This window comes from Erysipelothrix larvae (genome assembly GCF_001545095.1).
In the GTDB taxonomy this organism is placed as follows: Bacteria; Bacillota_I; Bacilli_A; order Erysipelotrichales; family Erysipelotrichaceae; genus Erysipelothrix; species Erysipelothrix larvae.
The window spans coordinates 1924697-1948022 of sequence record NZ_CP013213.1; the positions used below are offsets into that span (position 1 = coordinate 1924697).

The window sequence follows — 23326 nt, forward strand, 5'->3', positions numbered from 1 at the left end:
GTTATTTTATATCATTTTCTGAATTATCCCCAAGTTATTTCAGACCGCCCATTAAGACTACATCACGTCTTGGTTTGCCCCTTGTGTTTTGATAGATTCATGACTCAACAATCGATGTATTGTCAACTTTATCTACTTTCTTATATTTTGATTTGATTTCTTTAATGAGTGTCTCTCTACCTTTTTCAGAGAGCCATGCAATCAGTACACCACTAATGATTAACAGGATTCCTACTATAATGAATGCATGGAGTAGCGCATTGATTTGATACACAATAAAGTGGTTTATATAGTCTGGTTGTAGCGCAATTCGCGCATAACCGCCCCATACTTTAATAATTAAAGGAATTATGGTGATCATAAGACCTGTTGCGACACATGAATATGCTTGATATCTATAGAAGCGATGTTTCCATTTGTTGATTTGAAAATTCATATATGCACAAAATGCAATAATGACTAAGCATGCAGGTACGATATAATTCAATAACTGTCGATAGATTCCAATATAGTCTGCGATAGTTGATAAGAATGGAAGTTTCGCAATACTTATATAGCTTTCAAGTATTGCTTCAATTACTTCATCGATGACACTTTGTTCAACATAACCATATAAGCCTTCAGATTCCAAGAATGCGTTGATATTGCGCGTTAAGCCATCACGTATTTCTGTTGTTTCAAACTCGAAAACTGTTCCATTTAATGTACTCTCGATATATCCATTAACATTAAATGTATAGGTTTCAAGTGTAAAAACATCGTCAGTAATACTATTTGGTAATCCTGTTGGAATCAGAATGTCATAAATCCGTTCCAACGTATATTCCTTTATGTCTTCGTAATAATTGATACTGTTTAGGTTTCTTATAATTGAGCCATAGGATAAGAAAGAAGTATAGAGTAGCACTGTCATAATCATTAAAACCATACTCAGTGTTTGAACAAATGCAAAAATACTGCAGATGATTCGTGTATCTTTTTTCTTATTCATTCACGCCTCCATCTATAATCGTTGGACCTTTTACTTTCTCTGCATACACAAACAAACGTTGTTTCGCCAGTCCAACAAGCCCATCAAATGGATAACATGTATACATAACAATGATATCCTTCTTAGTCTGTGACAGGTCTAGGTATAATGCATATTCACTTTCATGAACCAACTGTATATCGTATATTTTGTACTCGTAATTTCCATAACTTGTTTGTAGATTTACAATATCGCCCACTTCTGCATTTCGAATTGGCCTAAGTCCTCGTGTATTATGTCCAGCAATAAGCGTTGTCCCTTTAAACCCAGGGAATACACTTCCAATATATTGACCTGCGCCTTTTCTTAAAAGTGCATAGTCATCACCATAGTATAAAGGTGTTTCAAGTTCAATGCGATCAATAACCAGTTGTGCATAGTGTTCACCATAGTTCGGTAAAGTAAGATCTTTGAGCTCAATAAACCCATCATGTATATCGGTGAGATTTAAAACAGAATCAGTTTGATCTCCATAATTTACATTTTGATTTATCGCAACCATTCCAGCAACAGATGTGACAATTTCAAAGAATGGTGAAAGGAGTACGCCAAGTACTAGGTAGCTCAAAAAAGTGAAAGTTATTGGCACATAGATATATGCCAATAACTTCTTGTGTTTTTTATTCATGATGAATTAAAAGAGTTCTTTCTTTTTCGCTACGAATGTCGTCGCACCTAAGAGTGTCACAATACCTGCTGCAACAACAAGTGATCCTGTGAAATCACTTCCTGTGTTCTTAATAATGTCATCTACGGCATTTGTACCATTGATTAAACTATTTACAGGAATACCACTTATCGTTGATAATAGGTGATTCTCCAAGTTTACTACCACGACTAAATCAGCAGCTCTACCTGCTTCAACAACAAGTGAAACAAAACGGCTTGCGTCTGGTGAACTTGACAAGAATTGTTGAATTGACTGATTCCCTAATATAAGACTCGCTTCTTCTATATTCTTAACGATAATATTCACTGCTGCTTCATCAAGATTGACACTTGAACTCGCGAGATGTTGTTTTGTTAGTGTGATATATTTTTCTGTAATTCTAGTTTGTTGTAGTGCAGTAATAATTCGTTGCTCAGTGCTTGTTACTTCTGCTGATACTGTAAGTGTTGTTGCAAAGAATGCAAGCATCACTGCAAAACACACAACACCTATCTGTTTAATTTTATTCATGAATATACTCCTCTCCGAATCTTGATATTCATATATAGAGTTAGTGTATCATTAATAAGGCGGTGTTAGGTTGAGGGTTCTTTCTTGTAAAGGAAAGGAATTTTCTGCTTTAAAAAGAACCATGAGGGGTTCATGATTGGTTCCCTCGATGGTTCTTAAATTCATACACTTTTTGATTTCTTTTTTCTTAGATAAACATACGTGGCGATACCCGTGCCAGTTAGTAAAACTCCGGTAAGTATCCATGGATTTATGGTGTTCTTTGTGTTTATTGGTGCAACAACAACTGGAACATCACCAATTGGTGTTTCTTCAACAACCTCTTTTTCTTTCACTTCAATGATATCTTCTGGTTTAACAACATCATTATTAATGGTTTCATTGATTGCACTGGCATCTTTGATCACCGCATTTGCTTTCTTTGATGAGATGATATAAGTGCTGTTATGTGTGATATAGAACTCATAGTATCCTGCTGAGGAAATGTTGATCTTGTTTGCTACGGCTTCAAGCCCATTATCTTCTTGATTATAATAATAAACATAAAGATCAGTGTCACCCATATAGTTTCTTAAGGTATAATCTGCTTTTATTTTGACTAACGCTTTCCCGGGTAATAATCCATTGGCTGGAAATTCTATAATGATTCCATTTCCTCCTTGTATATAGCTTTCAATATTCACTATATCCCCACCATTCACAAAGGTGCTGATTGTGATTTTGGAGTCAATATCTTTACTTGCATTTACAATATCTTTCCCGTTAAACACCCACTCAATCCCACTGTTATTGATGATAATGGTTTTGCTCGTGTTTCGAATGGATTCAAATACACTTGCTTTCACAATACTATTCTTTGTGGAGTCAATTGAAATGATTGAATCTTCGTTGGAATCCTTTATGACGGATTCATAATCATCAGTCATCGTTCCAGTGCTTACATTGGAAACATCATTGCGTTTCAAACTAAAGGTTTTTTCCGGAATCTTATAGTTTGGATCACTTGCATTGATCGCGTAAATACTTGAGTTTCCTGCATAATCAATGAGTTCGATTGATTCAATAAGATACGTTGATTCACCTTCAAATTGGTCAAAAATTAATTCACCACTGTATTTATTCCCATTCTTAGAAGAATCATACAGATTTGCGATATAACCAAGACTATAATTGCCCACACTTTCGACTTTCACAATGGATATATTTGCACGCTCAAACCCTGATATATCATCTGTAACTTCGATTGTTGGTCGATACACGCCTGGAACACCCACAACACTGTGTTCTTTTTTATAATTGATGAGTGTTGGTGCGGTGGTATCAGCGGTTGTAATACCACTTATTTTCACAAGATATTCTTTGGGTAAGGGTCTTCTTTCAAAGTCTGAACCACCATTACTCATATCATGAGTATACGTAACTGAATTCCCTTGTTCATCTGTGAGTGTAATTTGTTCAATTTTAATTTTCTTGTATTTATCTTCTGCGGTAATATTGAAGGTTGTTGAATAGGTATTTCCTGATTTCTTGGTGAGATCTGTACCCGTATTGATACCACCCATATAAACTGAAACATGTAAGTTTTGGGAAACATTATCGGTGGCTTTTACTGTGACTGTAAACGATCCAGGTGCTTTTACTTCTTGTGGACTAATGGAAACACTTTGTAATACAGGAAAAGTCAGATCAACTGCTGGGTCTTCGATGAGTGTAAAATCAAGACCACTGAAGTTAATGGTGACACTCTCATCGGTTGTGTTTCGATAATACGTGTTAAGATTCCCGGCAGTGTCCCATACTTGAACGACTTCAAATTGCCATTCTCCAGGTTTTAGTGTCGTTGGTATCGTGTATGACTGTGAAAAGTTATTTGTGTTTGAGTTATTGTAAATTTGGATAGAAATTCGTTTTGAAGGATCACTTTTTAATGTGTACTCCATCATATATGTATCAATACCCGATAAATCATCGGTTCCACTGAAGCTAAATACAACACTTTCGCCGCCTTTAAATTCTCTTTTGTCCATTGTAATATTACTGATTTGAGGTGGTGTTGTATCCTCTGCTGCAAAGATTGGTGTAAAGCACGCTAAAAATAGCGCACTCATCATCACTGTAAATCCGATTCGTTTCTTCATAATTATACTAAGATGATCAAAATCATCCGTCCCCTTTATTGTTATTCACTTCCTATTTTTTATGATTCTTTAAAGCGTGTTCACGTACTGCCCTCATTATAATAATTGTGAACCAACCCTTACCATAAAAAAGTGATGTGTTATAACTATATTATAAACTATTTTTATAAGGTTTGCTATGTGGATTTTTTATGGATATTAAACTTTACTTGGGGTTTTCACTCGCAACACTATTTCTTGGGGTGAGGTAATCTTGCTCTAGCCTCTGTCTTTAAAGAAGTTTGGGGATTTCTGTTGTAAACTGATTATCTTAGACCAGCAGAATAAAAAATCACTTTACTTTATGCACAATTAAGTGCTGTATTAAAGTGATTTTTTTTGTATTATTAGTTTAACGAGGTTAATAAAATGGTAGAAACCCCAAGTTTCCAGACCTAAGTTTCTACCAATCCAATACCTCCTATAAAGGAGTAAGAATATGATAACAGTTTTCTCAAACACATTCAATAATAAACAGTTTTCTCAAAAGGAATATTACAAATTTATCAATTCAATTAATCCAAAAACAATACCTTGTCCGTGCTGTTCAAAAACAGATACACTGATTCGTTATGGATACTATCCGAAAACCATAATTACTGGGCGATTAACCATTGTCGTAGAAATCGCACGTTTCTTTTGTAATCAATGTAAGAGAACTCATGCAATAATACCAAGTAACTTACTTCCCTATTTTCAACTGTCTGTACCCACAATTGAAATAATATTAACCCATGAACTTGATAGCACGCTTTTAACTGATATTGATGAATCAACATATATTCGGATAAAAATACGTTTTAACGATTATGAATCGGTGAGACATTTAAGTTATTTGGAACGATTGAATTACTTCATATTATCCACAAAACGGAATATCTATCATTCCGCCATTACTTCACCAACATGAGAAAAATAGTTTTAACTCCTCAGATTGAATATAATGAAGATGGTTATTTAAATAACAGACAATCATTTTTATATTTAGGAGCAAGATACATAATGAAACCTTATCAAAATAGTCAAAGAGAGGCAGGGTTTCTATGAACGCTAATGCCACTCTTTTAAGTAACGAAAAAATTCTTGAATTATTTAACTTAGAACACCATCAAGTCCAGAAGATTGATATCAAAGGTCAAAGTGACGCATTGAATGTGTACATTACGCTTCAGGTAGAGGAACAAACATGCCCAATTTGTGAAAGCAAAACATCCACAATCAAAGATTATTCTGAAAAGAAGCTTCTCCACTCACTGGTAACACATATACCCTGTTACATTCGTTACCGTGCACGACGTTATAAATGCACAACGTGTAATAAATGCTTTTTTGAACACAATCCATTTGCGTATCGAAATATGAAGATTACTCAGCTGACCGTATATAATGTCCTGAATGATCTTAAATCGCCACATGAAACGTTTACCACAGTTGCCAATAGATATCGGTTATCTCCCACTACAGTATCATCTATTTTCGATTCCCACGTTTCTGTCTCCAGACAAAAACTACCCGCTTATCTGCTTATTGATGAATGTTATGCGTACCACAGTGATCGCAGTGATTATGTATGCGTTCTTATTGATGCAATGACAAAGAATATCGTAGATATATTACCGTCCCGTAAGAAACAAGACTTAGTCGCGTATTTTAGCCAAATCCCCCTTGAAGAACGCAAAGGAGTCTTAGGTATTGGAATCGACATGTGGTATAGCTATAGAGTCGTCGCAAAACAATTCCTTCCAAACGCGTTTATCAGTGTTGATCGTTTTCATGTTTATAGTGATTTAATGAAACGTATCGACTCTATTAGGGTAGACACTATGAAGAAACTAAAACCTCCTAAGAACTGGAAGCAAACAGAAGATAAAGTCAAAAGACAAGAATATTATAAGCGTGACCAGCAATACTATCTGCTTAAAAAGTTCAACTGGTTACTCTATAAAAACCCCAAAGCAACAACCACAGTTAAAGATAAGAAATACAATATATTTGATCCAAATGTACCGAAACAACGCAATAAGAAATTGGGAAAGTTTCTAAACCTTTACGACATAATAGACCTAATTCTTCAAACGAGCAATGGCCTTGAAGATGCATATAACATGAAGTTCTTACTCGATCAATTCTTCAATGAATCAAAAGCTGAGAATGCACACGAGAATCTGAACACACTCATCAGAGTGATGGCTCAGAGTAGAGTTGCATCAATCGTTGATTTTAGCCGAACTTTAGGAAAGTGGAAAAATGAAATTGTCGCAACTTTCAATAAAGTAGAAAAATGCACAAAGGTCACAAATAAGAAAACAGGAGAAACCCATTATGAAGTTTCCATAACACACATAAACAGTGCGTTGATTGAGAATCGAAATCGCATAATCAAGCAAATAAAAAACAATGCAAGTGGCTATCGTAATTGGGAGCGGTTTAGGAATCGTGTGTTGTATGTGCTTAATGAAGACGCAACATATCGAATTAACCCAATAATTAAAACAACCTATGACAAAGGACTCTCTTAAGAAATGACTCATTATTGATATACTATAACAAAAAGAGGGAAGCTATAGTCATGTGCGACTACGCTTCCCTTTGGTCTTTAACAAACTTGTTTGGGGTAACTTACTCCCCAAGTTATTTTATATCATTTTCTGAATTATCCCCAAGTTATTTCAGACCGCCTTTTTTATTATCGTTTCACTTAAAAGCACTATAGGTATATATCCCCATAGTGCTTTTGGTTTGAAGACTAATCCTCGTCGTATTTCTTTTGATACATTCCCACAATACTTCCTGTTAGAACAAGAATACCCAGTATATATAAATAGTGACTTGAGTGCTCTTGGTTCATGGTTGTTCCAACAGATACATCGCTAGAATCCACCAATGTGTCTATAGCACTTATTGGTGTAGAAGATGCGATGAATAGAACTAGTGCGACGAATACTGATCGTAAAAGTTTCTTCATAATGATATTGAGATGATTAAAACCTCACCGTTCCCCTTTCTAATATACTACTTTTTGTAATTGATTGATGAACCACGCCCCTTTAGGTTTATTATCGCGGGGTTTGTTTATGTGATCACCTCTATCAATGACTGTTTTGTATGTATTTACCTATATTATAACTGATTTTTATAATGATTAATACCGTTTAAGGGGAATTCTTTGGGTTTATCCGACCAGGATACTACCTTCTGGATACTTCACTTTCACTTCTTGTGAACGTGATGAAGATGACCAGAAGAAGGTTACAAGACCCACACGACCAATAAACATAAGAACAATAAGCACACATTTACCAATCGTTGTAATGCGTCCAGTTAATCCTAAGGAGAGTCCTGCTGTTGAGAAACTGGAGACGACTTCCATTAAGATGTATTCAAGGCCAAAGCCATTTGGAATGGTCTCGGTTCCCAATAGAATCAAGGTTGCACCTAACACCAATAACAGTCCAAAGAGAATAATAAACAATGATCGACGAATTAAGTTATCGGATAATGAACGGTGTTTGTAGGTCGGTTGTTTGTTTCTGAAGCTTGAGACTAAGTAAATCATCACGACACCGATTGTGGTGACTTTAACTCCCCCAGCAGTAGAACCCGGTGCTCCACCAATAAACATCAATATAATCGTTGCGAAGATGCCAAACATTGAAATGTGATTATAGTCCACATTGGAAAAACCAGCGGTTGTTGGTGAGATTGCAAGAAACATATAATGAACCCATCTAAACCGTGGATCAATATTGTCAAAGGCACCCCGACTGCTTTCACTTAACCACAATGTGATGACACTGATTGACATAAGGATAAACAATGATGTTAGGACAAAACGTGTGTGTAAAAGGAGTTTCTTGGTCTTGTGATAGGTAAGTAAATCACGCCATACAATAAACCCCAAACCCCCACAGATAATCAATGAAGTCAGGGTGAGCATTACCAGTGGGTTGTTTTGAAACCGAAGGATGTTACCTCCAAATAAGTCAAATCCCCCACTACAAAAGGCGGAGACACTGTGAAAGATCGAATAATAGATACCATCGGCTAATCCAAATTGAGGAATGAAGTCAATGGATAAAATAAGTGCTCCGATTACTTGAACAATTAACGAGAAATACAACACATATCGGACCACTTCCCCTGTTTGTGATAGATCAGAAATATTCAGGGTTTCTTGCATGAGGCGTTGTTGGCGTATATTCATCTTTTTCCCTAAGAAAAAGAAAAAGAAGATTAGGATGGTCATCACCCCTAATCCCCCGATTTCCACAAGGATGAGAATGATTGTTTGACCAAATCGTGTCCAGTGTGTTGCGGTATTGACCACAATACTTCCGGTGACACTCAGTGCTGAAGTGGCAGTAAATAAGGCGTCAATAAAAGACGTATGTATGTGATTGCGTGATGAAAACGGTAGGTACAATAGAATTGCACCGATCACATTAATAATCACAAAGCCTAAGATAACGGCTTGAAAGATTGTGAGTTTCTTATACCACATGTTGAGACGTGACATAATGGGCCTCCTTGACCTAAGGTTTATCTACAAAGATACCAATGATATTATCCCCTGCGACATTTGCAGCGGTCCCAAATGAATCTTGGGTAATATAGAGTGTAATCATAAGCTGTGCGATGAGGCTTGATGGTTCGATCCCTACCATTGTGAGATAAGGAAGTGCCGTCATGACCGCACCACCAGGTGCACCTGGTATTACTACCATTATAAACGAAAAAGCGATTAAAAAGGGAATTATTACGTTCATTTCTGGCATCATGTCAAAGATAATGAACGAAGAGATTAAACACAGCGTTAGTGTAATGGTACTGCCTAAGGCAAGGGTTGTGGCTGTCAATGGTACTGTAAACTCACGTGTTTCCCTGGAAATATTCATCTTTTGAGCCGCTTCCAAGTTTGCAGGGATAGATGCAGCTGAAGACTGCGTACCAAATCCTACAAGATATGCTGGGGTTACATGTCGGATCAATTCAATAAATGAGCGTTTCTTCACAATTGAAACCACCAAATATCCCAAACCTAATACAGTGAAATGAAGGGCAAAGATGACACCATAAACCTTCCAGTATTGACCAATAATCACAAACACTTGATTGGTATAACTTAAGATTGCGAAGTTCGCAAAGATATAAAATGGAATGCAGGGTACTACAAATGATTTTAAGATGACAAGGACGACTTCATAGAAATCACCAAAGAACTTGCGCATGGTGATGCCTTTATTGTGTTTTGAGAGTGATGCAAGGGCTAATCCAATCATTAGCGCAAGTACGGTTGCTTCAAACACTTTAAAAAGTGGAATCAGTGAAAACTCCATCAGTGCACTTACACTTGCAGTGTCATTGTTTAATACAACATCCGTTGTACTCAGTATGTGTGGAAAAAGATTAAACCCAACAAGTGATGCGATTGTGACTGCACATGCAGTTAAGATCCAACACAAGAGTAATGACTTAATCAATATCTTATGTGCCATGGATGCAAGTTGTGTAATACTGTGAACAATTAACCCTAACACAAGGATTGGAATAAAAAACGATAAGAAGGCTCCAAAGAACCCTGTAAATGTCGCAAATCCCTGAAATATCACTTCAGGAAGAATTTTAATTTGACCAAATCCCAGCGCAAGAATCATTGCGATAAAGACTTGTGTTGCTAAAGAAAACTTTTTCATGGTAGACGCCCCCTAATATATTGTTGAATTATACCATATCAACCAAGTTATTGTGAACTGGACTCACAATCTTTAGAGAATTTTTCAATTGCAAACATGAGGGTCAATAAGTGGTATAATATAGGAAAGGAGTGATTTAATGATTCGTAATGATTATTTATTTCATGTCGGTTATGGACTTTGTAGAGTCATCGGAGAAGTTACAAAGAATGTAAACGGCAAGATTAAACAGTATTTAAAACTCCAAGACGTTCAAAATGAGGATACATATATTTATGTTCCCATTGACCAGATTGATGATCGCACACGACCTTTCGCTAAACCAGAGGTGATGAAAGAACACCTCGACGCAATTATATCAACACCGTATCGACAAGAAGCAAAATACCATGAACGTTGGAAAAAGATATCCAACATGGTAGCCTTAACAGACCTAGAAGAGCGCTTTGACTTATTAATTTACTTACATGATGGTAAAGTGCGAAACGAGAAAGAAGAACGATCAATGCCAAAGCGAGAACGTGTCCTTTATGAAAAGGCAATTCACCAACTCGCGATTGAAGCAGCACTTGCACTTCACTTAGATTTAAGTGATGCAACAAAGTACCTCAACGGACAGTTAAAAAAACGCAGCACGCGATTGCTTAATACATAAAAACCTCTTACATTACTGCAAGAGGTTTTGTTTTTGATGGTTAATGAATAAAGTCTTTTGCTTTTTGTTGAATATACACCAGCATCAATATAGGAACAATCAATATAAACGAGAATACATACCCCGCATACATGAAGGTCAATAGATTCATGATTGAGATTGCGATAATGATCAACATCAACCGTCTCATGAGTTTAAAGTTCCCTTTATTGAGGTTAATATAAGCATACAACAATAATGCATAAATAATAATATAGGTAACCAATGACCAATTGAGTATCAACTGAGTTGTTTCTGTATTGGTATTGTTATTATGTGCAGCAGTTATTTGTAACATGACCGTAATCAAATCAATCGCAAACACACCTGCTATCATTAATATATTGGACACAGTCCCTTTTTTAAATTCTCTGAGTTTATCTCTATATTTTACTTTCATAATTTAACAACCATTCTATGCATCCGCAATTACTTGTTAGAAACAATCAGTTCACACTGAGTGTTTAAGTAATCACGCATTTCCTTAAACTTCTTATTTTGTTTTAACTTATACAACCACGATACAAGCATATGATTTAATGAATCCGATTTCTTATCCGTTTCAAGTTCATAACGATAGTCTAAACGCGTTTTATCATCAGACTCTTTGATGAGGTTATATGTTACAAGGTATTTCTCCATCTTTTCACGATGTATCGTATATGATATTGACTCATTTGGTTTAACGTCCACAACCTTAGAATAATTCATAAAAGGCCCCATCGTGGTCTCAATTTTAAACTTATAATCGATCTTGTGAACCGTATCCAGTGTATACTTATTATCATTATATGCATTTGCATTATCAACAATCAGTTGTGCAATTGCTTGATATACGACTTCGATTGGATAGTTAAATACAGCTTTGTTCTTCATAATTCACCTCGAGTAAGAAAAGAAAGAGTGGAAACCCACTCTTTACATTATATATTATTAAGCTTGTTCTGCAAGTTGTTTTTCAAATTCTTTATTTGATAACAATACGAATGGTACGTAGATTACTACAGAAACTGCTAAACAGATAATTGAAGTAATGATTGCTCCTATGTTGAAGTTAGTAGCCATCGCAGCACCTAAGATTGGAGGTGTTGTCCAAGGAATACTATTTACAACGCGTCCAGCAAATCCAACCCAAGTTAAGATAAATCCGATTGCAGTCAACAATGGTGTTGATATTACAAATGGAATTAAGTATGTAGGGTTAAGAACGATAGGAATACCGAAGATAATTGGTTCGTTGATTTCGAAGATACCAGGAGCCAATGAGATATTAGCGATTTCCTTAGCATCTGGACGTTTGTTGAAGAATTTAAGTGCGATGATAAGTCCTAGAGTTGCCCCTGAACCACCAAGGTCAGCATAGATTACCCAGCTTGTTCCTGTCCAAGGATATAGAACAGCGTCTTTACCGTATTGAGCAAATGCTTGTACGTTAAGTGTATCAAATGTTCCCCAGATTGGAGATTGTACAGGAGCTGTCAAGTTAGGTCCGTGTAGACCAGCAAACCATAGAATTGTTTGTGACATCTTGAAGAATACAGCACCCAATAGACCAGGTAAGAATGCATCAGTAGATTGACCACCGAAGATTCTCATTAATCCAGCTTGCATTGTTTCTTCAAATAATGCGAAGATATTTGATGCTGAACCTTCCGCTAAGAAGCCAGTTGAAGCACCAATTGAGAATAGGTATGGTACTAAAGCAAATGCAGATAATGTAATGAAACCTGGAATGATCGCAGCAAACGCGCGTCCAACTGCAGGTGGCACCATATCAGGCATTTTAATAATCCAACCTTTTTTAACAATCTTAATGAAGATAAGTGGAGCAATTAAACCAGTTAGCATACCAACCAAGATACCCATAGCTCCATAGTAGTCAGCGATGTATGATGCTACTTCACTAACACGTGTTTTAGGACCTAAGATGAAGAATGCACCAGCAGTAATTAATACTGTTGAAAGTGGATCTACATCTTCGTCTTTAGCTCTAATGTAAGCAATACCTAAAGCTACAGCGAATGCAGTTAATGACAGTGTACCTGGATCGATAGCACTGAAGAATGGAGCGACCCATTGACCTGCCCATATAAAGAATGGGTGTTCAGCAGGGTTTTCCCCACCAATAATACCAGCTAATAGTGACCAAGAAACAAAGAATACGTTGTTAATCATCGTAGCGACTGCACCAGCCATTAATAATGGCATTGTAGATGCAAAACCGTCACGAATAGCAATCATATACTTATTCGAGCCAACTTTAGCAGCAATTTCCATAAATTTGTCCATGTTTACCTCCTAGACCAAATTTTGTGGTAAAGCGCCTAAGCAACTTTGACATTGAAATAATATCACACTGTGTTAGCGTTTTCAAGCGATAAATCACACATTATCACAAAAAATGTGGTGGTTTCACATAATTTATTGATATATAGAAATTTTATTTCAATAGATACCCCTATTATCTACTATTTACATGGTTTATCGTCATTATACATTTTTATAAAAGGACCTATGTTTCAAAAATTTTTTTTGTCTCTATCTTAACTTTTATTACATTTTACCGTCATTTCACACTCTATCCACTTAAAATGGTCGTTTTTTACTCAAAACACTTTATTTATCACAAATGAAATTAGCATTAATATGTGAATTCTCGGTCATAAATTCGATGTTTCTACATGTTATGAATCTGATTTTAGTGTTTATATCATCCATAACAAGAACAAAAGGTTCAACATAATCTTGAAATAAAATTGTGAAACTTTGAAATAAAAGTTCAAAAAAACAAACAAATGCGCCTATTTCTCCCTTTAATGAGCTGAAAACACCTTTAATTATGTGACACTGGTCACACAATCTCATGTGTCACTAAACAATCTGACACTTTAAACACTTAAATAAATGTTTTACCTCGAAATTATGTGGAATAAATGAGTGAAAAAAAGAGGTTACTGATAAACCTCTTTGTAATGGTTAGGGGTCATCCCCATGTATTTTTTAAAGACAACACTGAAGTATCGTTGATCCCGATATCCAACACACTTCGCAACTTCATATATCATCAGGTTAGGATCTAGAAGCAGTTCACACGCAATCTTTATCCGGTAGATGGTCAGATACTCATGGAAACTAAAGCTTGTTTCAGACCGAAACAAACGACTCAATGAACTCTCCGATACATCCAAAATATCACAGCAATTCGATATGGATACTTCTTTAGCGTAATGTTCATGTATATAATCCAATGCTGCGATAATCTTCAAATGTTGACTGCGTTTACTTTTAGATAAGTACCGATCCATGGTATTCAACATATCATTTCGTGTTACAGTTTGTTGTCGCTTCAGAGTTTGGAGTGCTTTTACATTATCCACTGCTTTGACTAAAGCATCATTCAACTGTTCATCACTAAAGGGTTTAATGAGATAATCAACAGCACCATATTGCAAAGCTTTTTTGGCATATTCAAACTCACTAAATGCACTCATTACAATAAAGATTGACTCACCAGTTTGCGAGAGTGCTTCAATCATGTCCAGTCCATCCATAATTGGCATACGAATATCAGTCATGATAATATCTGGATTTAGTTTGTTTGCTAATGCAAGTCCTTCTTTACCATTGGATGCTTCCGCAATGACTTCTAATCCCCATCGTTCCCAAGGTGTAGTGATAATCAAACCTTTCCGTGCAATCTTTTCATCTTCCACTACCAGTACACGAATCATATGCTTCCTCCCTACTTATTGGAATCTTGATATATACAACGGTTCCAATGTCCTTTTTGCTTTCCCACCACAAACCATACTGGTTTCCATAATGTAGTTTAATGCGGTGATTTACGTTTTGAAGACCAATCCCAGAATGTGAAATGTCTTCAAAACAGGCATCCGTTCCAACACCATTGTCTGCAACCGTTAAATACAAATAATCATGGGTATCATCAACCCAACCACTCACTTCCACAATGCCTTTTCGATCCATCGGTTCAATGCCATGGATAATAGAGTTTTCAATGATAGGTTGTAAGATAAGTCGCGGTATTTGGATGCAATACGCTTCAGACTGAATTCCAAGCATGAAATTTAAACGGTCTTCATAGCGTATCTGTTGGATACTGATGTAACTGGATACCATTTCGATTTCTTCTTCAAGGGTACAAAACTGATCTCGATTATTCATTGCACTCAATAATAAGACACTTAACTTTGTCACCATTTCTTGAATGTCATCATATTCTTTAAGTTTTGCTTTCCACTTAATCGAATCCAAGGTGTTATTAATAAAGTGCGGGTTAATTTGCGACATCAAAGACTTAATCTCTGCTTGTCGCATCAAATCTTGTTTCTCCAAATTCAGTTTGTGATACTTTTCAATGCGATCAATTAACAAATCAAACTGATTGGATAGTCGTGAAATCTCATCCTTTTGATCCAAGATTTCCAGTGTGCTGTCATAATTTTTATAAGCGTTCATCTTGTTCACAAGACTATTGATGGGGGTCACAATGGATTGTGTGAGTCCGTTTCCAATATAGAACGATAAAATAATGGTTGTAATGATGAGTAAGACAATGAGTGATGCCAGCATCTTTCCTTGATCATATACCAATCGATTGTGAATCAAACCATATATCTGATATCCATACGCTGCATTCTCAATGGTTTTCAACGTGTTCTCTTTTAATGATGATACCCCTGTGTTGGTACCATCTTGAGCCAATACATTCTTTATAAGCCCAATGTTGTTGTAGAAGTAGGAATCATTATAGATTACCGTGTCATACTTTGAAGCCAAAATAAACTGAACATAACCATAGGATGTTCCCTTTACACTACTAAATAAAGATTGAATATATTCTGTTGACACATCAAGTATCAAATACCCGGTGTGTACATCGTCTTGTATCACACTGTATACAATGGAGTATGCATTATAAAATGAATCATTTACCTTATAAGCATTGGCATAAAAATGTGTGTCCTCATTTTGCGCGAAGCGATACACACCCCAATTCTTATTCGTCGGATATGAATACAGTTCAGGCAGTCGATCTGTGCCAACATGCTGACCACTTATACTGACATAATATAAATTCATCGCTCCTAAATCCCGATTTAATGTATGAAAAAACGCTGTCTCAATGCCTTTTTGTTGATCTGGAGTTATGGTTTCTTTCCCTATAAGGTCATGTTCCAATAGCGAATTTTTTAAGTTCTTTATGGTGAACTGTTGTGATTCAATGGTTGAACTTAAAATGTCATCTGCTGTTAAGAGTACTTCATCAAGGCGTTGAGTTAAACTCGTATTTGTTGTGCGCGTGATAAAGAACACCGAAAAAAAACCAAGTAGCAGTAAAGGAAGTATTGATGATAAAATAATCATCCACAATAATTTCCTTTTAATACTTTTCTTGGTTTTAATTTTCATAATACTCCCCTAAACAACTGATACCTTACCCTTACTTATTATACTAAATAACACAAAGGATAGTAAAGTAGCAAGTGTTAGGATACTAGCAAGCGCTGCAGCGGTACCAAAACTAGCTCGTACAACCTCAGTATAGATTGCGACTGAAATTGTAGCAGTTTTCCCAGTATATAGCATAATACTTGAACTCAGTTCATTAATGGTACTAATCCAACTTAAGATTGCACCTGACACAATACCAGGTAGCATCAACCGTGCAGTAATTAAGAAGAATGATTTCATTGGGGACACCCCTAAATTAATCGAAGCTTCTTCCACACTTTGATCCACTTGTTGAAGAATTGCACTGGATGACCGTACGGTAAAGGGCATTTTTCGAATGACATAGGCAATAATCATAATGTAAGGAGTTCCTGCAAGTACGATTGGTCCTTTTTTAAATGCAAGTAGAAGACCAATTCCAAGGACTGCACCTGGAATAACATAAGGGAACATCACCAATATATCAAGAATATCTGAACTCTTACTGCGACGTTTTGTGATAAGATACGCAATAATGATGCCTAAACCAATAATCAAGACAATCGCTACGGTTGAATAGGTGAAGGTATTGCGAATGTTCATACCCAGTTTATAGAATATTGTTTGATAACTGTCTAAACTAAAGCCTTTCACAAATACCGGTCCATTAGTTTTTAAAAACGACGTATAGACCACAACAACCTGTGGTAAGAATGTAATGGATGTCACAATAAATACACCCAGAGTTAACAGAACTCTTGGGATGATTTTTAGTTGTTCAATCTTAGGAGGTCGAAGTGTACTCATCGTATATTGTTTTTTCGCAACAACTCGTTTTTGATATAAAAGTACTGAGAGTGAACAGCATACTACAATAATACTGAGTGCAGATGCAAGTCCTGGGTTCCCCCCCATTTCACTCATAAACTCTTCATACACCAATACAGGCAATACTTTATATCCTTCACCAATTAGCATTGGTGTTCCAAAGTCAGCAAGACTAGACATAAAGACCATGACAGCACCTGCCGCAATTGTTGGAAGGATTACTGGAAAGGTGACAGTCATCATGCGTTTCCACTTACTCATCCCTAAATTCTCAGCAGCTTCTTCCAATGAACTATCAATGCTATCCAAAGCTCCAGATACATACAAATACACATATGGGTATAGTTTCAGTGTAAAAACAAGAATGATTCCCCAAAACCCATAAATAGATGGGAAGTGGATTCCAAGCGTATCAAGAAAACGTGTAATGGTTCCATTTCTTCCAAGCAGTAAAATCCATGAATAAGCACCAATAAACGGTGGTGACAGTAACGACATAATAATCATCACATTCACAATTCGTTTACCCCATATATTATAGCGTGATGTGATATAGGCTAAAGGTACCCCAATAATCACTGCCCCTATGGTTGCACTTGCTGATACTTTCAAGGACCGAAATAAAGTCTCGTAGTAATACTTATATGTAAAAAATGTCTTGAAATTATCTAACGTAAACTCCCCTTCATAGGATAAGAAGCTTCTTCCAAACAGTGAAAAGAACGGATACATCAGAAAAATAGCAAAGATTAGAAAAATCCCTATTTTCGCAAAGAACCAAAAATCAAGATTTCTTCGATTCAAAGTTTTACCCATTTAAGTTCACCTTACCTTCAGCGTCATAGATGTTGATCATTGCTTCATCAAGCTGTAGATAAACGTTGGTTTCTTTTCGTATTCCCATCCCATTTTGGGTGTACTCATTCACTTCAACAACATCTCCATTATCCAGCTTAATTTCATAGTTCACAAAATCACCTAAGAAAGTCGCAAGAATAATGGTTCCTCTTAGTCCTACATTATTGGACGCAAATCTGAATTGCTCTGGACGTACTGAAACTAAGATTTGATCCCCTTGGTTTCCTTTATTGGGTTTAGTTACTGTGTAATCGCCAATCACAAGTGTTTTAGAGTCTTTTACGACACCATTTAAGAAATTAGAGGTACCAATAAAATTGGATACAAACTTGTTTTGTGGACTTTGATACAGCCGATCAGGCGCATCAATCTGTTCCACTTTACCCTTATTCATTACCGCAATACGATCTGAAATCGCCAATGCTTCTTCTTGATCATGGGTAACATAGATGGTTGTGATATTGAGTTGTTTTTGAAGTTTACGAATGATTGTTCTCATTTGAATCCGTAACTTTGCATCCAAATTACTCAATGGCTCATCCATCAGTAATATCTTAGGTTCAATAACGATGGCACGTGCAAGTGCAACCCGTTGTTGTTGTCCACCTGATAAGGCAGACGGCATACGATCTTTTAAATCAGAGATCTGAACAATGTCCAGAGCCTTCATAATGCGCTCATGGGCTTTATCTTTTGGTACTTTTCGTGCTTTGAGTCCATATCCTACATTGTCATAGATTGAAAGATGTGGGAACACTGCATAGTTTTGAAACACCATACCGATGTCACGCTTATGCGCTGGCATATCGTTGATTTTCTTATCCCCAAAATAGATGCCCCCTTGTTCAATACTGTTGAACCCTGCAATCATACGCAGTAGTGTAGTTTTACCACATCCACTGGGACCCAGCAAGGTAAAAAACTCACCTTCTTCAATTGTGATAGACACATCATCGATGGCTTTGAATGTTCCATAATATTTCACTGTATTTTTAATTGCTACATCTACACTCATAATTCATATTCCTTCCCTAATACAAAAAGAGGAACTCCCTCTTTTCGTTAACTATTCACCTACAACAATATCTTTCCATTGTTTAAGGATTGCGTCTTTATCCATTGCAGCCCAGTCAAAGTCATAATCAACCAACTTAATATCTGCTAATGGTATTAATCCTTCAGGCGCTTTCGCATCTTTACGAATTGAACGGCGACTTAATTCTGATGACATAATTTCTTGTGTTTCTGTACTGAGTACAAAATCCACAAATTTCTTCGCATTGTCTAGGTTTTTCGCGTCTTTAATAATCGCAACACCATCTGGAATTGCTGAAGTGCCTTCCTCTGGGTAAACTATTTTCACAGGAGCACCACTTGCAACATATTTAACTGCTTCTTTTTCAAGTGTTAATCCCAATGCATATTCCCCATCTGCAACACCTTTGTAGACACCTGATGAACTGGTAAGAATCTTGCCATCAAGGTTTGCATAAAATTGTTTCATAAAGTCCCAACCTTTACCATCATCTTTACCAAAGGCTTGGATCATGGTTGCCATAATCGTATATGCTGAACCGCTTTTCGCAGGATCTGCCATCGCGATTTGACCTTTAAATGCTGGATTTAAGACATCATTCCATGATGTCGGTGCATCACTTTCAGATACCAAGTTTGTATTATACATTAATACCATTGGTAATGGACTTTCCCCAATCCATTTGAATGCTGGATCATAATAGATACTATCAATATTCTTAAGTTCTGGTGATTCATAAGCTTCAAAGTAGTCTGTATAGGCAGCTAATGATTCAGCGCCTCCACCCCACAATACATCACCTAAAGGTTGCCCGTCTTCTGATTCAACACGTTTTAGAAGTTCGCCAGTTCCTGCTGCAACTACATCCACCTGAATCCCTGTTTTCTCTTGGAATTCCTTAACAATTAAGTTAATGGTTTCTGCAGGGTGTGGTGAATAAAGTGTGAGCGTATTGCTTTCTTTATCCCCTGTACCTGATGATGATCCACAGGCACTCAATAATGATAAACACAACACCAATGTGAACGCTTTAATAATTCGTTTCATAGTTCCTCCCTCGCAAACGCTTTCAGTTTACACAACTAGAATAACACATACAAAAACACTTGAGAACGCGACAATCCAGTCAATATGTTCAAATTTCGAGCAGGTCATTGCGTAAGTTTTCATGTCCGTGTAAAAATAAGCATTAAAGAGGAGGAGCATTATGATTCAATTTGGAACTGGAGGCTGGCGTGCAATCATTGGCGATGGCTTTACAAAAGAAAATGTACAAAAACTCGCACAATCCGTTATCCCTGAACTCAACAATAAGAAAGCTGTGGTAATTGGCTATGATCGGCGTTTCTTATCAGACATCGCTTCAAAGTGGCTTGCGGAAGTATTTATCGGTAATCATGTTAAGGTATACTTTATGAACGCAGCAGCGCCTACACCCTTAGTCATGTTTGCTGCCATGAAATACGATGTAGACTATAGCTTTTCGATAACCGCAAGTCATAATCCAGCCGTATATAACGGGATAAAAATCTTTACAAAAGGGGGCCGTGATGCGACGGAAAAAGTGACACAAAAGCTCTCACAAAATTTAGAACACTTGGCACCTGTACAGTCAATGGATTTTGATAAAGGATTAAAAGAAGGTCGTGTGGAAATCATTCAACCTAAGAATGAATACATTGATCATATCTTGAACTTTATTGATGGGGATACAATTCGCAAACGAAATCTGCGCATTCTTGTGGATACAATGCATGGGGTATCCAAGACAACACTTTCAATTATCTTAAATACAGTACGCTGTGATGTGGATATTATTAACGATCGACATGACACACTATTTGGAGGCAAACTACCAGCTCCTACCTCGCAAACACTCAATAAACTCAGTGATATGGTCAAAGAGAATCATTATGACTTAGGGATTGCTACCGATGGTGATGCAGACCGTATTGGGATTGTGGATGAGTATGGAAATTACATTCATCCCAATCTACTCATCTCATTGATTTATCAGTATCTATTGGAGGAAAAAGGATGGAAAGGGCCTGTGGTACGAAACCTTTCTACGACACATCTACTTGATCGTATTGCGAAAGAACACGGTGAAAAATGCATTGAAACACCCGTTGGGTTTAAACACATTTCTTCTGCTATGCAACAACACCAAGCCATTATTGGTGGTGAATCCAGTGGTGGACTCACAATACGTGGTCATATCAATGGGAAAGATGGAATCTTAGCTGCAAGTATCTTGGTTGAAATGATTGCAGTTACTAACAAAACGATTCATGAATTGGTTAAAGACCTCTATGCACGGTATGGTTCATGTTATAATGAAGAAAGAGACTACAGCTTCTCAAACGAAAAGAAAAACGCGTTAATTCATACATTATTTGAACTTAAAGAAATTCCAACGATGCCCTTACCAATTAAAACGGTAAGCTATCTTGATGGTTTAAAGATTGTGTTTGAAGATGACTCATGGGTAAGCGCACGCTTTTCAGGCACTGAACCACTCTTGCGCATCTTTGCAGAAGCAGGTTCTAAAGAGACTGTAGATTCCTTAGTTAAAACAATGGAAGGATTCTTACAACTATGATTAAAAACATGATCTTTGATATGGGAAATGTGCTCATGTCATTTTCACCCGAATACATCTTAAGTCACTTTACACAAGACCTTGACACGATCAAAGTCCTTAAGGAATCCATCTTCTATTCAGGGTTATGGGCAAGCTTGGATAATGGTGATGTCAGCTTTGATGACGCATGTGAGGTTGCATTGAAACGCTGCCCTATGATAGACCCTGCCATCATCAAAGAGCTCTTCTCGACATGGTATCACTATAAAATAGAAGATAAGTCAATGACTGAACTTGTGAAAAAACTTAAAGAACACGGGTATAAGATCTATCTTTGTTCAAACGCAGCACCCCTGTTTCATACCTATAAAGATACCTATGATGTCTTTCAATACTTTGATGGCTTACTCATATCTGGCGATATTAACATATCAAAACCAGATAAAGCAATCTATGAATATCTTTTGAACCATTTTGATATCATAGGCCAAGAGTCTTTGTTTATTGATGATTCACTGGCAAACATTCAGGCTGCTTCATCCCTTGGTATTCATACATTTCACTATACAGGAAGTCTTGAGGCTTTTAAAAAAACCCTTCACAACTTAAACTTACTGCCATAAAACAACACCCGCTCGATAACCTTAAGCGGGTGTTTTCATTCATTTTTTTATGTACCCAACGTGCTCTAGATTCTTATGATTTTAGCTGTTGGTGTCATGACTTCATGAGTGTTATGGGCTGGTTTACATTCCCCCATTACCTGTTATTGCCCCCAATAAAAAAATACACGCTCAGTAGCTGTGTATCTTGTGTTTCACTTTAATAGGTGATTTTTATTTTTTTAATTACAACGTGATAAAATCTGTTTTAAAACCGTGTTCATCTTTATTTTTTTAAAATGAGATAAACCATGGGGGTTTATCATATCGATAAAGACAGGTATGCGAAGAATAACGTATAAAAGCGTGATGAATTATAATGGGAATCTAAGACTGTGAGTTCTTCACCAAGAACAATAGGAATCAATGTATCAGACTCATCTTGGGTGTGAAGAATTGTGGACGAACCCACTACATAGATCTGATTATCTTGGTGCTTCAGTACATCAATAAGGTCTCTATTTTCTTCAATCCATTCTCCTGTTGTGGAAATCACAATCACCACATTGCATGATTTAGTCAGTTTTATGATGAAATCATGATCTGATTTACGGGCTATTTTGAAACAATCTATGCCTTCACAATTACAAGTCTTAATGAATATGACCGCAGCACTTGAGGCATAATCTGGTGATATAATACAGACACTTTTGGTTTCAATGATGTCTTGTGATAGTTTTTGAGCATTTAAATTCTTGCCAATATTATTAAGAATTAGGGTTGTGAGTTGTGAGTCATAAATCAAAAAAGCATCCATGTATTGCTCACGTGGATAGGATTCACGAATATGAGCAATTTTGGAGTCATTAAAGGGAATGTCAGGAAGACAGGCTTTGAGGTCATTATATCCTTCAAACCCTAATTTCTTACAGAATTTACTGACAGTGCTTGGCGTTACGTTTGCATTGTGTGCAATCTCTTCAATTTTCATCTGTGAAATTTCTTCAAATCGATTAACAAGTTCTAAAGCAATCGCATACTCTGCAGAATTTTTAGTATTATTCTGCATAAAGTACATGAGTTCATTCCACAAATAACGAGAAATGTTTTTCATTGTACCCCTCCCTTAGGTGCTTGTATCTATTAATCGTACCATAATACGTCCAATAATTATAGTCCTTGGGGTTTAA

Annotated in this window: 21 protein-coding genes; 5 read left to right on the top strand and 16 right to left on the bottom strand. The window is 36.5% G+C overall.

Annotated elements, in window-relative coordinates; all coding sequences use genetic code 11:
• Positions 1-97: 97 nt before the first annotated feature.
• The 4 genes from AOC36_RS08770 to AOC36_RS08785 all read right to left on the bottom strand — a co-directional run bounded on the left by AOC36_RS08770 (position 98) and on the right by AOC36_RS08785 (position 4348).
• Positions 98-991, bottom strand: a complete 894-nt coding sequence (locus tag AOC36_RS08770; protein WP_067633438.1) for a hypothetical protein — start codon at positions 989-991, stop codon at positions 98-100.
• A complete protein-coding gene (locus AOC36_RS08775; RefSeq protein ID WP_067633440.1) occupies positions 984-1658 on the bottom strand; it encodes a class D sortase in 675 nt (224 codons plus the stop codon). The genes AOC36_RS08770 and AOC36_RS08775 overlap by 8 nt, the downstream gene beginning before the upstream one ends.
• A 6-nt stretch (positions 1659-1664) precedes the next feature.
• On the bottom strand, positions 1665-2210 hold the full coding sequence (locus AOC36_RS08780) for a hypothetical protein (RefSeq protein WP_067633442.1): 546 nt from the start codon (positions 2208-2210) through the stop codon (positions 1665-1667).
• 161 nt (positions 2211-2371) lie between these two features.
• Positions 2372-4348 carry a hypothetical protein gene (locus AOC36_RS08785; RefSeq protein WP_067633444.1) on the bottom strand — a complete coding sequence of 659 codons (1977 nt, stop codon included), beginning with the start codon at positions 4346-4348 and terminating at the stop codon, positions 2372-2374.
• Positions 4349-4826: 478 nt separating this feature from the next.
• Here AOC36_RS08785 and AOC36_RS08790 point away from each other — a divergent pair, with 478 nt between their 5' ends.
• Positions 4827-5297: a DUF6431 domain-containing protein gene (locus AOC36_RS08790; protein ID WP_067633446.1), complete on the top strand. Its 471-nt coding sequence runs from the start codon at positions 4827-4829 to the stop codon at positions 5295-5297.
• Positions 5298-5430: 133 nt separating this feature from the next.
• Positions 5431-6906 (top strand): ISL3 family transposase, encoded by a 1476-nt coding sequence (locus AOC36_RS08795; protein WP_067629964.1) that lies wholly within the window; start codon positions 5431-5433, stop codon positions 6904-6906.
• A 227-nt stretch (positions 6907-7133) separates the two neighbouring features.
• Here AOC36_RS08795 and AOC36_RS08800 read toward each other — a convergent pair whose 3' ends face one another.
• The 3 genes from AOC36_RS08800 to AOC36_RS08810 all read right to left on the bottom strand — a co-directional run bounded on the left by AOC36_RS08800 (position 7134) and on the right by AOC36_RS08810 (position 10080).
• The gene (locus tag AOC36_RS08800) at positions 7134-7352 is read right to left on the bottom strand and encodes a hypothetical protein (protein WP_067633448.1); all 219 of its coding nucleotides are present in this window, start codon (positions 7350-7352) and stop codon (positions 7134-7136) included.
• Positions 7353-7559: 207 nt separating this feature from the next.
• The gene (locus AOC36_RS08805) at positions 7560-8903 is read right to left on the bottom strand and encodes a TrkH family potassium uptake protein (protein ID WP_099091541.1); all 1344 of its coding nucleotides are present in this window, start codon (positions 8901-8903) and stop codon (positions 7560-7562) included.
• Between the two features lie 16 nt (positions 8904-8919).
• A complete protein-coding gene (locus AOC36_RS08810; protein WP_067633450.1) occupies positions 8920-10080 on the bottom strand; it encodes a cation:dicarboxylate symporter family transporter in 1161 nt (386 codons plus the stop codon).
• Positions 10081-10219: 139 nt separating this feature from the next.
• Here AOC36_RS08810 and AOC36_RS08815 point away from each other — a divergent pair, with 139 nt between their 5' ends.
• Positions 10220-10735: a CarD family transcriptional regulator gene (locus tag AOC36_RS08815; protein ID WP_067633452.1), complete on the top strand. Its 516-nt coding sequence runs from the start codon at positions 10220-10222 to the stop codon at positions 10733-10735.
• A gap of 40 nt (positions 10736-10775) precedes the next feature.
• On the opposite strand, the gene AOC36_RS08820 is transcribed toward AOC36_RS08815, so the two are convergent.
• The 8 genes from AOC36_RS08820 to AOC36_RS08855 all read right to left on the bottom strand — a co-directional run bounded on the left by AOC36_RS08820 (position 10776) and on the right by AOC36_RS08855 (position 19997).
• On the bottom strand, positions 10776-11174 hold the full coding sequence (locus tag AOC36_RS08820) for a hypothetical protein (RefSeq protein ID WP_067633454.1): 399 nt from the start codon (positions 11172-11174) through the stop codon (positions 10776-10778).
• Between the two features lie 29 nt (positions 11175-11203).
• A complete protein-coding gene (locus AOC36_RS08825; RefSeq protein WP_067633456.1) occupies positions 11204-11650 on the bottom strand; it encodes a DUF3284 domain-containing protein in 447 nt (148 codons plus the stop codon).
• A 57-nt stretch (positions 11651-11707) separates the two neighbouring features.
• Positions 11708-13063, bottom strand: coding sequence for a PTS sugar transporter subunit IIC (locus AOC36_RS08830; RefSeq protein WP_067633458.1), 1356 nt, complete (start codon positions 13061-13063; stop codon positions 11708-11710).
• 662 nt (positions 13064-13725) lie between these two features.
• Positions 13726-14505 (bottom strand): response regulator transcription factor, encoded by a 780-nt coding sequence (locus AOC36_RS08835; protein ID WP_067633461.1) that lies wholly within the window; start codon positions 14503-14505, stop codon positions 13726-13728.
• Positions 14477-16207, bottom strand: coding sequence for a sensor histidine kinase (locus AOC36_RS08840; protein ID WP_067633463.1), 1731 nt, complete (start codon positions 16205-16207; stop codon positions 14477-14479). Before AOC36_RS08840 ends, AOC36_RS08835 begins: the two co-directional genes overlap by 29 nt.
• A 9-nt stretch (positions 16208-16216) precedes the next feature.
• The gene (locus AOC36_RS08845; protein ID WP_067633465.1) at positions 16217-17872 is read right to left on the bottom strand and encodes an ABC transporter permease; all 1656 of its coding nucleotides are present in this window, start codon (positions 17870-17872) and stop codon (positions 16217-16219) included.
• Positions 17865-18929, bottom strand: a complete 1065-nt coding sequence (locus AOC36_RS08850; RefSeq protein WP_067633467.1) for an ABC transporter ATP-binding protein — start codon at positions 18927-18929, stop codon at positions 17865-17867. Before AOC36_RS08850 ends, AOC36_RS08845 begins: the two co-directional genes overlap by 8 nt.
• Before the next feature lie 51 nt (positions 18930-18980).
• Positions 18981-19997 (bottom strand): ABC transporter substrate-binding protein, encoded by a 1017-nt coding sequence (locus AOC36_RS08855; protein ID WP_067633469.1) that lies wholly within the window; start codon positions 19995-19997, stop codon positions 18981-18983.
• A 160-nt stretch (positions 19998-20157) separates the two neighbouring features.
• On the opposite strand from AOC36_RS08855, the gene AOC36_RS08860 reads away from it, so the two are divergent.
• Positions 20158-21552 (top strand): phosphoglucomutase/phosphomannomutase family protein, encoded by a 1395-nt coding sequence (locus AOC36_RS08860; RefSeq protein WP_067633471.1) that lies wholly within the window; start codon positions 20158-20160, stop codon positions 21550-21552.
• Positions 21549-22157, top strand: a complete 609-nt coding sequence (locus tag AOC36_RS08865) for an HAD family hydrolase (protein WP_067633473.1) — start codon at positions 21549-21551, stop codon at positions 22155-22157. Before AOC36_RS08860 ends, AOC36_RS08865 begins: the two co-directional genes overlap by 4 nt.
• Positions 22158-22458: 301 nt before the next feature.
• Here the strand turns inward: AOC36_RS08865 and AOC36_RS08870 are convergent, their stop codons facing one another.
• Positions 22459-23250 (bottom strand): MurR/RpiR family transcriptional regulator, encoded by a 792-nt coding sequence (locus AOC36_RS08870; RefSeq protein ID WP_067633475.1) that lies wholly within the window; start codon positions 23248-23250, stop codon positions 22459-22461.
• Positions 23251-23326 lie beyond the last annotated feature (76 nt).